At 48.6% G+C, this 12,454-nt stretch carries 14 protein-coding genes; 4 read left to right on the top strand and 10 right to left on the bottom strand.

What is annotated here, in order from left to right; genetic code table 11:
- Positions 1-11: 11 nt before the first annotated feature.
- Positions 12-974, bottom strand: a complete 963-nt coding sequence (locus BO53_RS0101015) for a DHH family phosphoesterase (protein WP_051682960.1) — start codon at positions 972-974, stop codon at positions 12-14.
- Positions 975-1,051: 77 nt separating this feature from the next.
- Between BO53_RS0101015 and BO53_RS0101010 the strand changes: the two genes are divergently transcribed.
- Positions 1,052-1,399: a YtpI family protein gene (locus BO53_RS0101010; RefSeq protein ID WP_031544510.1), complete on the top strand. Its 348-nt coding sequence runs from the start codon at positions 1,052-1,054 to the stop codon at positions 1,397-1,399.
- A gap of 19 nt (positions 1,400-1,418) precedes the next feature.
- On the opposite strand, the gene BO53_RS0101005 is transcribed toward BO53_RS0101010, so the two are convergent.
- Together BO53_RS0101005 and BO53_RS0101000 are read right to left on the bottom strand one after the other, a co-directional pair.
- Positions 1,419-2,684 carry a DRTGG domain-containing protein gene (locus BO53_RS0101005; protein WP_031544508.1) on the bottom strand — a complete coding sequence of 422 codons (1,266 nt, stop codon included), beginning with the start codon at positions 2,682-2,684 and terminating at the stop codon, positions 1,419-1,421.
- A gap of 79 nt (positions 2,685-2,763) precedes the next feature.
- On the bottom strand, positions 2,764-3,450 hold the full coding sequence (locus BO53_RS0101000) for a metal-dependent hydrolase (protein ID WP_031544506.1): 687 nt from the start codon (positions 3,448-3,450) through the stop codon (positions 2,764-2,766).
- A 99-nt stretch (positions 3,451-3,549) separates the two neighbouring features.
- On the opposite strand from BO53_RS0101000, the gene BO53_RS0100995 reads away from it, so the two are divergent.
- Entirely contained in the window at positions 3,550-4,128 is a 579-nt protein-coding gene (locus BO53_RS0100995) for a hypothetical protein (protein WP_031544505.1), read from the top strand.
- 62 nt (positions 4,129-4,190) lie between these two features.
- On the top strand, positions 4,191-5,321 hold the full coding sequence (locus BO53_RS0100990; RefSeq protein WP_031544503.1) for an alcohol dehydrogenase catalytic domain-containing protein: 1,131 nt from the start codon (positions 4,191-4,193) through the stop codon (positions 5,319-5,321).
- A gap of 67 nt (positions 5,322-5,388) precedes the next feature.
- Here BO53_RS0100990 and ald read toward each other — a convergent pair whose 3' ends face one another.
- Complete coding sequence (ald, locus tag BO53_RS0100985) at positions 5,389-6,501, bottom strand: alanine dehydrogenase (RefSeq protein ID WP_031544501.1); 1,113 nt, start codon at positions 6,499-6,501, stop codon at positions 5,389-5,391.
- A 156-nt stretch (positions 6,502-6,657) separates the two neighbouring features.
- Between ald and BO53_RS0100980 the strand changes: the two genes are divergently transcribed.
- Positions 6,658-7,155, top strand: a complete 498-nt coding sequence (locus tag BO53_RS0100980) for a universal stress protein (RefSeq protein ID WP_031544499.1) — start codon at positions 6,658-6,660, stop codon at positions 7,153-7,155.
- A gap of 64 nt (positions 7,156-7,219) precedes the next feature.
- On the opposite strand, the gene BO53_RS14095 is transcribed toward BO53_RS0100980, so the two are convergent.
- From BO53_RS14095 to sppA, 6 genes are all read right to left on the bottom strand, one after another.
- Entirely contained in the window at positions 7,220-7,993 is a 774-nt protein-coding gene (locus tag BO53_RS14095) for an Ltp family lipoprotein (RefSeq protein ID WP_245608166.1), read from the bottom strand.
- Positions 7,994-8,204: 211 nt separating this feature from the next.
- Positions 8,205-9,395, bottom strand: coding sequence for an acetate kinase (locus BO53_RS0100970; protein WP_031544495.1), 1,191 nt, complete (start codon positions 9,393-9,395; stop codon positions 8,205-8,207).
- A 17-nt stretch (positions 9,396-9,412) separates the two neighbouring features.
- Positions 9,413-10,309 carry a class I SAM-dependent methyltransferase gene (locus BO53_RS0100965; protein WP_031544493.1) on the bottom strand — a complete coding sequence of 299 codons (897 nt, stop codon included), beginning with the start codon at positions 10,307-10,309 and terminating at the stop codon, positions 9,413-9,415.
- Between the two features lie 69 nt (positions 10,310-10,378).
- Positions 10,379-10,876, bottom strand: coding sequence for a thiol peroxidase (tpx, locus tag BO53_RS0100960; RefSeq protein WP_031544491.1), 498 nt, complete (start codon positions 10,874-10,876; stop codon positions 10,379-10,381).
- A 23-nt stretch (positions 10,877-10,899) separates the two neighbouring features.
- Positions 10,900-11,439, bottom strand: a complete 540-nt coding sequence (locus BO53_RS0100955; RefSeq protein ID WP_031544489.1) for an RDD family protein — start codon at positions 11,437-11,439, stop codon at positions 10,900-10,902.
- 12 nt (positions 11,440-11,451) lie between these two features.
- Positions 11,452-12,450 (bottom strand): signal peptide peptidase SppA, encoded by a 999-nt coding sequence (gene sppA, locus BO53_RS0100950; protein WP_031544487.1) that lies wholly within the window; start codon positions 12,448-12,450, stop codon positions 11,452-11,454.
- Positions 12,451-12,454: the final 4 nt, after the last annotated feature.

Raw genomic sequence — 12,454 nt, 5'->3', positions numbered from 1 at the left:
GCTGCCCCCCTTTAAAGTTTGCTGTCCAACGCTTTGACCAAAGCATCCAGTTCATCACGCGAGGCGACGCTCACGCCGCTCGCCAGAGGATGCCCACCGCCGCCGAACCTTTCTGCCACATCATTGATGACGGTTTTTCTGGAACGCAGCCTGACTCGGATTTCATCCTCCTCCTCGACCGCCATGAGCCATATGGCCGCTTCCTCTATCTCCCTGTAGAGGTTGACATGCATGCTCGCCTCGTTGCTGTTGATATCATATTCTTCGAGGACATCTTTTGGCACCCATACGGAAAGGACGCCCTTCTCCGTCATCTCGAAATTGTCGATGAGGTAGCCTTTGAACTTGAACTGCCTGATGGACTGCCTGTTCATGTCGCTCATGTCCTTTGTTGCGTCAAAATTGAACTTCTTCAGTTCAGATGCCACCAGATGCGTCATGCTGCTCGTGTTGTCGAACAGGAACCTGCCGGTGTCGCCCACGATGCCGGCAAACAGCAGTCTGGCTGAAACATCATTGATGTAGTCATTGTCGAAGCCCCAGACAAAGGACAGCAGGAAGATCAGCTCCGAGGTGGATGATACGCCGTTCTCCACAATATTGAGGTCCCCGAACGGATCGTGGTTCGGATGATGGTCTATTTTGACGACCTTGTCCCCGAGGGACAGGTCTCCATCAATCCGGTCCACGCCTGCAGTATCCACTACGATGAGAAGCGGTTTTTCGACTGAGGCTGCGGTATCCATTTCCCCGAGGAATGCCAATGAAGGTTCCGTTTCCCCAAGTGCCGTCACTTTCTTGTTCGGAAAGATCGATTTCAATATCGCCTTGAGCCCCAACTGGGCGCCGATGGCATCTGGGTCAGGCCTCACGTGCCTCAATATGATGATTTCATCGTATTCGTTGATCATGTTGAGAAGTGCTTTATGGTTGCGTTTTAATGTTGGAAATCTATTTATATATTCTGTGAACAATTGAAAATCTCCCTCTGTTTGGATTTACTTGGTCAGTATAATAAATTATACTACAATATGGAATGGAGTTGTATCCGATGGAAATGATGTATCAGATTGCTGTCTCCTTTCTCGTCACCGTGCTCCTACTCAGTTTTTTCATGTTCATCCTCTATAAAGTAAGGATGGTCAGGAGCGGCCGTGATGTCAGAAAGGCATACTACAACAGCATATCAAGAATCTGGCTTGGTGTATTGATCCTGTCGTTCGGCCTTAACACAATGTTCCAGTTTCCTACAGCCGTTTCATATATTATTGGCGTACTGTTCATTGTGGTCGGTGCATATAATATATGGCATTTCAATGCTGCAAGGAAATACTTCAAAGGCAATCTGCCAATTGAAGACAAGGCATGGGCAGACTTCAATCGCAAGTCCGGAAAATAGACAAGTGGATTCCACTTGTCTATTTTTCTTTATAATGCTGGATGAGCAGCATCGCCTTCGAATATGTCTCCCCATTTGACAGCGCCTCAATTTCAAGCCTCAGGAACTGATCCCCCAAATCCAATATATGCCCTTCTATGATCAGTTCCTGATTCATCTGGACCAGTTTGATGTTCATCACATTGAGCGTGTCGATATGATAGCTGTGGATGCCGTTGTTATTGAGCACCACTTCTGCGAGGCGTTCGATGAGCCGCATGAATTCGGACTGTGCGATACTGCCATATTCATCCGTCATGAAGGGCATGACCTTGATGTGGATGCTGTTCTCCCCAATCCTCATCTCCCGATCCATCAGCGTATCCGAGGAAAGGCCGCTGCCAAGCTTGCTTGACTCCCTTTGCTTGAATACATCCCGACGGTGCACGATGCCCACCAGTGTGCCGTCCTCTTCCACGACAGGGACGATATTCAGCTGGTGCCAGCTCATCAGCTGCCTTAGGCGCTGCAGTGTGCTGGAAGTGGTCGCAACTATGTCGGAAGCGATGGCATCCATCCCTCTTTCAGTAAGCCCCGGCAGTTCGGACGACTTCATCACACCCTTGTATTTTCCATCTGCCGTAACTATTGTAGTCTTATCCGCCGGAAAATACTCCTTCCCGGCATCCCTCCTGATATCATAGACGTACTCGTCCTGCCTGATGACGAGGTCGCCTGCAGTGATGACACTCGTCATCATGAGCATGCTGTAGAGTTCCCTTTGGATGATCGAAGCAACCGAGAATGTATCTGCTGTGGTCGATATGACCGGCAGCTCCAGGGCGTCGGCTTTCTGGAGTATGGCAGCATCTGCTCCGAAACCGCCGGTGATCAGTATGCCGGAGTGGTTTTCGAGCGCACGCCACTGGGCATCCTCCCGATTCCCGACGATCAGAAGCGCCCCCTCCTCCAGATAGGTTTCCAGGGCGTCCGTACGCATCGCACCGATGATGAATTTGCTGATTTCACGACTGAGCCCTTCCGCCCCGGCCAGCACCTTGCCCTCTATCACCCGGTTCACCTGCTCAAAACTCAGATTGCCTTCTATGTATTGTTCCTTCGGGGCGACCCTGATGGTGCCGACCCTTTCTATTGTTTTGACCAGCCCTTCTGTTTCTGCATCCTTTATCGCCCTATAGCTCGTTCCGTCCGAAACACCAAGATGGGCGGATATCTGCCTGACCGAAATCTTCGCTCCTTCTGGAAGGCTGTATATATATTCAATAATTTCATCATGTTTTGACATCCAATCACCTGCGATTCCTTTTATAAAAATGAGGAACACCATTCCTGGTGTCCCCCACCTGCCATTATATTCAGAACTGCTACTGGAAATCCACCGTTTCTCCCGGTTTCAGCACCTGAACCTGTGTCTTCGCCCTGTTTTTGAATGCTTCCGCATCCTGTTTAATCGGTGGGAAAGTATCGTAGTGCACCGGCACGGCAACTTTTGGACGAATCAGTTCGTCTGTTGCGTAGGCCGCATCCTCTATGCCCATCGTGAAGTGGTCGCCGATCGGTACAAATGCGACATCAAACGGCCCATTAAGGTTGGAAATGAGCTTCATGTCGCCGAAGATGCCTGTGTCGCCGGCATGATAGATCTTCTTCTCCCCCGCTTCGATGATGATGCCAGTCGGCATTCCGGTATAGTGTACATTACCGTCATCATCCGTGAAGCTGGAACTGTGGAAGGCATGTACGAATTTTACAGTCCCGAAATCAAATGACTTGCTGCCGCCGATATTCATTCCTATCGTCTCAAGGCCCTGGCCTTCGAGGTAGCCGGCAAGCTCGACAGGGGCGACGACTGTTGCATTATTGTTTTTCGCAATCTCGACTGTATCCCCCACATGGTCGTTGTGTCCGTGTGTCAGCAGGATATAGTCCGCCTTGACTTCACCTGCATCGAGATCCGTCAGTTCATTGCCATTGATGAATGGATCCACAATGACTTTTGAATCATTATTTTCGAGTTGGATGATTGAATGGCCGTGATAGCTTAGTTTCATGAAACCCTTCCTTCCTTAATGATTATTGCATGTTACTACTTTACCCGAAGCACTTCGATTCATTCATTATTATGATACAATTTTTATGAGGTGAAATATATGAAAACGATTCATCTGAATCATGAACTTTCCAAAGACTACACATCTGAAATATTGGCTAAACCGGATTTCAGCACGCCAAACCTGGCGCTCCCGGGCATGAAGAAGGCGCTGTATCCAGGCAGTGAACATTTCGTTTCCATCAACCACTGGGAGGAAACGGATTCCTTCCTCCAGAAGAACATCATCATTGAAACCGTGCGCATGCTGGAGGACGCCGACGGCTTCATCATCGATCAGATCTTCGAAGACCGGCATCACCATATCAACCTCCAGTTTGTCGGCGAACTCTCCAACATCATCGGCAGCCGCCATTTTATTGCCGGTCCGAGCTTCAGCAGCGTGCCGCCCTTCCTTCAGAGCCGCCTGCTCGACGAACTCGTTTCACAAGATGTATCAGGCGTGATGTATGACGTAAGGGATATCGACCCGGATGACTTCAATGCCCTGCAGCCCTTGGCGAAACTGAAGATCCATGCTAAAAAACGCATTGTCCTCATACCGCTCGTAAAGGATGAGGCGCAGAAGAAGGCGTTGATGCGCAACATCCCTTTTGAGGTCGTCTGTGTTGCCGGGTGATGTTTATAATCACCTTATAGGGGAATAAAGTATGCAACACTCACGCAAAGGATGTGTCAATATTGCAAGCTGTTACTGTACAGGGAAAAAACAAAGTCAAGGTCAAGAAGATGAAAGCGCCCGAAATCCAGGAAGGAACGGACATGATTATCAGAGTGACGTCAACAGCCATCTGTGGCTCGGATCTGCACCTTTATAGAAAAAGCATGCCGATATCAAATGACTACATCATCGGCCATGAACCGATGGGCATCGTCGAGGAAGTCGGACCAGGCGTCCAGAAGATCAAAAAAGGAGACCGTGTAGTCGTTCCATTCAACGTCAGCTGCGGAGAATGCCACTTCTGCCAAAATCAGATGGAAAGCCAGTGTGATAATGCCAACCCGCACTTCGATGCAGGCGCATACTTCGGCTATACCGAGATGTTCGGCAACTATCCGGGTGGACAGGCGGAATATTTAAGAGTACCCTATGCCGACTTCACTTCATTCGTCGTTCCTGAAGAAAGCGAACTCGAAGATGAAAGTCTGCTGTTCCTCTCCGATGTCATGCCTACAGCATACTGGAGCGTCGAGCACAGCGGCGTCAAACAGGGAGATACTGTGGCGATACTGGGGTCCGGCCCCATCGGTCTGATGACCCAGAAATTCGCCTGGATGAAAGGTGCAAAACGGGTCATCGCCGTAGACCACGACCAGGTGAGACTGAATCATGCAAAACGTACAAACAATGTTGAAATATTCAACTATAAGGAGTATGGTGACATTGGTGATCATCTGCATGAAATCACAAAAGGCGGCGCTGATGTCGTCATCGACTGTGTCGGCATGGACGGGGAAAATACAGCCAAGGACCGCATAAAGACACTGGGTGGACAGATTGGCACCATTGATCCGATTATCACGGCTGCCCATGCTGTCAGAAAATTCGGTACCATCCAATTGACAGGTGTGTATGGTGCGCCGGCCAACGGTTACCCGCTCCATAGAATCTTCTCCAGAAACGTGACGGTCAAAAGTGGGCAGGCACCAGTCATCCACTACATGCCTGAACTCTACCGAATGGTGGAGAATGGAAAGATCGATCCGACGGATATCATCACGCATAATGTTCCGCTTAAAAAGGCGGAGAAAATGTATAAGATTTTCGATGGCCATGAAGATGACTGCATAAAAGTCGTCATGAAGCCTTAGGCCTAATGTCAAAAAAGTCCTGAAGGGCACTTTGCCCTTCAGGACTTTTCTATGGGTCATCGCCACTTTACAAAAGTTCGTTCACATCTTTGTATTCAAGATTCTGCGCTTCCGCCACTGCCTTATAGGTTACATGACCACCCAGCGTGTTGAAACCGCTGAGCAGTGATGGATTGGATTTCGCTGCTTCCCTGTAGCCTTTGTTTGCGATCTGGAGACCGTATGCCATCGTCGCATTCGTCAGAGCGATTGTGGAAGTACGTGGTACGGCGCCCGGCATGTTTGCTACGGCGTAGTGGACAACGTCATGCTTGAAATAGATTGGATCATCATGCGTCGTCACCTTGTCGGTCGTCTCGAAAATGCCGCCCTGATCGATGGCAATATCCACAATTACCGACCCGGCATTCATGGACCTGATCATCTCTTCAGTGACGAGACGGGGTGCACGTGCACCCGGGATAAGTACCGCTCCAATGACAAGATCACTGTTTTTGACCGCCTGGGCGATGTTCAACGGAGAGGACATGAGCGTCTGGACACTTGTACCGAACAGATCATCCAGTTCCCTCAGACGTTTTGGATTAAGATCCAATATCGTCACATCAGCTCCCAGTCCGACAGCCATCTTGGCTGCATTGGTTCCAGCCATGCCGCCGCCGATGATCGTCACCTTACCGCGGGAAACACCCGGTACGCCACTCAGCAGGATACCTTTCCCGCCGTTGATCTTCTGCAGGTATTCTGCACCAATCTGGGTCGCCATCCGCCCCGCCACTTCACTCATCGGTGACAGTAATGGAAGGGAGCCATCCGGCAGCTGTATCGTTTCGTAGGCGATGGCAGTAACCTTCTTCTCAAGAAGCGCTTGTGTCAGCTCTTTTTCAGGAGCGAGGTGAAGATATGTAAACAGGATCATTTCTTCCTTGAAATATCCATATTCTTCAGCCAGCGGTTCTTTGACCTTGACTACCATTTCCACATCCCACGCTTCAGCGGCAGTATCTACAATCTCTGCACCCGCATCAGTGTAGTCCACATCCTCAAAATAGGAGTCTGCCCCTGCATTCTTCTCCACCAGCACAGTATGGCCTGCTTCAACAAAAGCATGCACCCCACCTGGCGTCAGACCAACTCTGCTCTCATTGTTCTTGATTTCCCTAGGCACACCAATTTTCATTACTGAAACCCCTTTCATTTATAAACTTAGCAACGTGACAATTATATCATAGAGTTAACAAATTAGTCATGAACTTCCTTTGCAAAAAGTTATAATTTTCTCAAAATGTGGTATAGTATATATGAAAGCGATACAGCAAGGAAAGGGGTACTTAAAATGCTCAAGTATGATAATATTCTTATCGCAGTAGACGGATCCAGAGAAGCTGAATGGGCGTTCCACAAAGCAATCGACATCGCAAAGCGTAACAACTCCAAGCTTTCCATCATCAACGTAATCGATACGCGCTCCTTCGCTTCAGTAGAAGCCTATGACCGGACCATTTCCCAACGTGCCAATGATTTCGCCCAGAAACTGCTTGATGGCTACGAAGCACTTGCTCTGGACAGGGGCGTCGAGGAAGTCGATAAGATCATCGACTACGGCTCTCCAAAGTCCATCATCCCGAAAAAAGCAGTCAAGAAGACAGGCGCCGACCTGATCGCCTGTGGTGCCACGGGTCTCAATGCTGTTGAACGCTTCATCATCGGCTCCGTGTCAGAAGCCATCGTCCGTCATGCACCTTGTGATGTACTCGTCGTCAGAACTGAGACACTGCCGGATGATTTCGAACCTGTTGTCGCAACGGAAGAATTCATGAACGAAAACAAATAACTGGCATTGAAAACACCCCTGGAATGCTGGGCATTCCAGGGGTGTTAAATTTGCATAGGCCGGTCTACTCCAAATTTTCTACGGCATAGGCCGCCTCCTCCTCTGTAAACTTGTCCCCATAGTCGGAAATCAGTTGATCATAGATGGCGGCGTGCGACATATCCATCAGGTCCTGGTAGGACCTTGCAGATTCCAAAGCATTATTTTTCCAGTCATATTCGATATTATCAATCGCATATTGTGCAGCTTCTTCAGGGAAGTTCTCTCCATATTCGGAAACCAGCTGGTCATATATCCCGGCTTTGGACATATGCATGATCTCAGCATAGCTATAGGCACTGTTCAAAGCAGATTCCCATTCCCTCGGAACATCATCCCCTTCTGCAGCCTCCTTTTCAGCCGGTTCCTCGAGAACCGCTTCTGTGGATTCCTCAGCCGTATTGTCTTCATATTCTTCCTGTGCCGAAGCCAGATCTTCTTCAGCCTGGACGAGTTCAGATTCAAGCGTTTCATTCTCTTCTTTCAACGCCATGACTTCCTCTTCCTGCTCCTCTGCACTGGACAGTTTTTCTTCCAGTTCTGAGACCCGATTATTCAGCTGTTCATTTTCCTCCTCCAGTTCCGCCACCTCAGCATCAGCAGTTTCCGAATCCCCAGTTCTATCAAATGCTTCCAGTTCATCTTCCAGCTCTGAGACCCTTTCTTTGAGCGCTTCATTCTCATCCTGTACAATTTTCATCTCATCTGTATCTGCAGTCTCGGAACTCACCTCTTCTTCACCACAGGCAGACAAAAGAATTGCGGCTGCCATGCCGATCATAAACAAGTATTTCTTCATTGCTCCCTCTCCTTCCACCACTGTAATCTTAAAATGGAGATTGTCCCTAGATAATCCATTATCTATAATTTTCTGTATATTCAGTCTATATTATAATTTAGTAAACTTCTACCAGTTATCCATTATTTATACAAAATAAAAACCACCTTCTATTATGAAATGATAGAAGGTGGTTACACGTTTTTAACGCATTAAATATAGATTTGACCCGCTACAGCCCGGCTATCCTCATGACATCCCTTGCAATCATGACTTCCTCATCTGTAGGAATGATGATGATTTTGACCGGTGAATACGGGTGGTTGATGAACTTCTCCTGCCCTCGTACATTGTTCATTGAAGGGTCGAAATAGACGCCCATGAATTCGAGTCCTTCAATGACCTTTTCGCGGACGATATTCGAATTTTCCCCGACACCGGCTGTAAAGATGATGGCATCGAGTCCGCCCATACGGGTGGCGTATGAACCCATATACTTGTGGATCCTTTCACCAAAGACTTCGAGCGCCAGAATGGCTCTTTCGTTGCCCTTCTGCGCCTCGCTTTCTATATCACGAAGGTCGCTTGAGAAACCACTCACACCGAGGAGACCGGATTCCTTATTGAGGACGTTCAGTACTTCCACTGCCGATTTACCGGTCTTCTCCATGATGTAGGGGATCAGCGCCGGGTCGATGTTGCCGGAGCGTGTCCCCATCGTCACACCCGCAAGTGGTGTAAAGCCCATGGAGGTATCCACCGATTTGCCGCCTTTGACTGCAGCGATGCTTGCGCCATTGCCGAGATGGCAGCTGATCAGCCTCAGCTCCTCGAGTGGTCTGCCGAGGAGTTCGCTGGCACGCTGCGTCACATATTTATGGCTCGTGCCGTGGAAACCGTATTTTCTGATGCCGTAATCCTTGTAATAGTGATACGGCAGACTGTACAGATAGGAGCTCTCAGGCATGGTCTGGTGGAATGAAGTATCGAATACCGCCACATGCGGCACATCCGGGAGCAGCTCCCTGAATGCATTAATTCCCATCAGGTTTGCCGGGTTGTGCAGAGGCGCGAGCTCACTGAGTTCCTGGATATGATGGACCACTTCATCGTCTATCAGCACGGAATCATCGAATGTTTCGCCGCCATGGACCACTCTGTGGCCACTTGCTTCAATATCATTGATGTCCTTGATGACACCGTATTCCACAAGCTTCTTCAGCATGAGGTTCACGGCTTCTTCGTGGTCTTTGAAATCCTGTTCCAGTTTATGCTTCTCTCCATCGATGGTGATGGAGAAGATGCCATTTTCAAGGCCGATGCGTTCGACAAGGCCCTTCGCGATTTCTTTCTCTTCGGGCATTTCAAACAATTGGAATTTAAAAGATGAACTGCCCGCATTTATAGCAATAATCTTAGACATAACTTCCTCCCGATATATTAATTCCTAGCATAACTATCATACCATGACTCCGTCTGTTCCAAGAAGTGTTTGAATTGTGATGCATTCTTGAAGTCCGGGACATCCCCGATGAGCACTTCGTTGTTTTTAAGCGGTGAGAAGTTCTTCTTAATAACGATGATGGACTTCCGCTGATTTTCAGTCTTGAAAATGCTCTTCGGCAGGTTGAGGAACATGAGCAGTGTCGCACTTTCCGACAGGTACTGCTTGATTGTTTCATTGTCCTTCTCCAGCATATCAGATGGTACGACGAATACACCGATGCCATCATCCTTGACGTAGGTCATGGCACTCTCAAGCATCAGGAGGTGTGCAAAACTTCTCCCCTTTTTGAAAGCGGTGGTGAATCCATCAACTTCCAGTGGGTAATAGCCGATCGGCAGATCCCCGATTGCTGCATCCATCTGGTTTATACGTGCAGGCTCGATGATATCCTGCGGGTAGATGTTCATTGGGACTTCCAGGAATTCGCACAGATTTGCATTCAGACGCGCCAGCACAGGATCCACTTCGATGCCATTCAATCGGGCTTCATCCACCTGCTCCTTCACTGTCATGGAAAGGTGTCCCGTACCGCTTCCTGCATCAACGATCTCCACCGATTTTCCGTTGAAGAGCTGAACCAGGTGCGCCACCATGTAGCCGATCGAGTCGGGAGTCAGCTGGTGGTTCGGCTGGATTTGTTCCTTCTGCGCCTGATAGAGATAGGCGAACTGGAACGCTTTCCTCCGTTCATCGAATGACCCTTCGCCTTCGACATACAAAAGCGCTTCTCCGAGCGCTTCCAGCCTCGAGGCATCAGGATTTTCAGCTATCAGCTGGTCTGCTTCCTGTACGATTTTCTGATACGTTTTTTCCATATTTGTCTGTTCCATAAAATCTCCTCATTGCCATAAAATATGGACTGCCAAGGAGCGGCAGTCCAGTGTCTTTTTACTATTATATTACATTGATTGCAATGCTTCAATTGCTTTGTCGTAATTCGGATGATCTGTGCCTTCAGGCACATATTCGACATATACTACTTTGTTATTTTCATCCAAGATGAATACGCTGCGGGCGAGAAGCCTCAGCTCCTCCATCACAACCCCGTAGTTTTCACCGAAGGAGAGGTCTCTATGGTCACTCAGCGTAACTGCGTTTTCCAACCCTTCATCCGCCGTCCATCTCTTCTGTGCAAATGGCAGGTCATTGGAGATTGTCAGAACTTCGACATTGTCAACACCAGCTGCCCTTTCATTGAACGTCTTCGTCTGTGTGCTGCAGACGCCTGTATCAATTGAAGGAATCACGCTGATAAGCTTTCTCTTTCCTTCATAATCACTGAGGTTGACTTCTTCCAAGCTTGTGTTGAGTACCTTGAAATCCGGCGCCTGGTCCCCGACTTTCAATTCTTTTCCTGTCAGGGTCATAGGATTTCCTTTAAATGTTACGTTTGCCATGTCCAATCATCCTCCTGGTATTATTACTGTCCATCATATGTTTCCCTCAAATAGCGGGCTTTAATCATGTTCTTATAACTTTGGTAGTTGTTCTTGACGACATACGTGTCAGCAAAGAAGTCATGCAGCCCGATTCGATTCTCCGTGAAAATGACCATCAGGTATGGCAGGTAGAAGAGCTGGTTGTTGATGAACCGTCCAACCAGTTCACGATAGACCACTTGTGCAAAAGTCAATCTTCTGCCGTCCTGGGAGATTACGCTGATGCCGGTGATCATCTTGCCGAGCGTCTGCTGGAAGAAATGCGTCATCAACACAAAATAGGAGAAATATATGAGTGCTGTCATAATGTTATCAATACTGAAGAATGGTATCCACAAATATGCATCCCTGATTTCAAAAACATTCAGGATGGGATAGACGAGGATCTGTGACACCGCCCACAGTATGATGATATCGATGATATAGCTGACGAACCTTGTGAAAAAATGCGCCGTGGTCATATAGTCCAGCTTATCTGACAGTGTATCATGTTCTGGTCCATACCTTTCATCATGTTCCAAGCAGATCCCCCCTTACTGTTCATACAGGTACATCGGTTGGACGCCCTGTCTGTTCTTGAGTAGTGACTCTATCTGTGCAATTTCCGTATCTCCAATGAACCCATTGATGAATTCCTTCGCCTTATAGCTGAAGGAGAGCTGATTGCTCCCCCCGCGTCCGTATTCTATGACTTCGGGGTTGCCTCCGATATTCTCCTTGAGTCCGGCCAGCGCATCTTCAAGATACCCCATCTGGTCGACGAGACCATTCTCCATTGCATCCTCACCAAGGTAGATCCGGCCGTCTGCAAGGTTCTCGACCTCACCTTCACTCATGTCCCTGCCTTCTGCAACGACATTGACGAAGTCCTGATACATGCTGTCGACCATGCCCTGGACATATTGCTCCTCCTCTTCAGTCGGGTCCCTATGGCCACCAAGCATCTCCTTCATATCCCCGCTTGCATATGTTTCAAATTCAATGCCGTAATCCTCTGCAAGCTGGCTGTAGTTGATGCTCTGCATAATGACGCCGATCGACCCGGTGAGTGTCTCGTCAGAAGCATAGATCTGGTCGGCGGGTGCTGATACGTAGTATCCGCCCGATGCCGCCATCCCTGCCATGGAACTGTAGATGGTCTTGCCCGCTTCCTTCGCCTCCACCAGATACTTATGTATCTCGGCACTTTCGTAGACACCACCACCCGGGGAGTCGACGTTAAGAAGCACACCTTTGATGCTGTCGTCACCTATTATTTCCTTGAGGGCCTCCACCGTCATCGTGTGATCATATGCTTCAGTGTTGAACATGTTCGTCGAACCTGAATCCATGATCGTTCCTTCGATGTTGAGGATGGCAATCCTGTTGTTCGCGTCCCCTGCTTCCACTACGAAGGAAGGTGGAAATTCACTGCCTGCATACTCTTCGAATACATCTTCCCAATTGCTTGCCCACATGGCGTTGAAAATGGATGCGATGACACCGGAGACAAGCAGGGCCAGCGCAATAACAACTGCAATTATTCTTTTCACATTA

Source organism: Salinicoccus luteus DSM 17002, from assembly GCF_000712035.1.
Lineage (GTDB): Bacteria > Bacillota > Bacilli > Staphylococcales > Salinicoccaceae > Salinicoccus > Salinicoccus luteus.
Note: the sequence above shows the minus strand (reverse complement) of the source record. Positions and strands in the feature narration are given on the sequence as shown.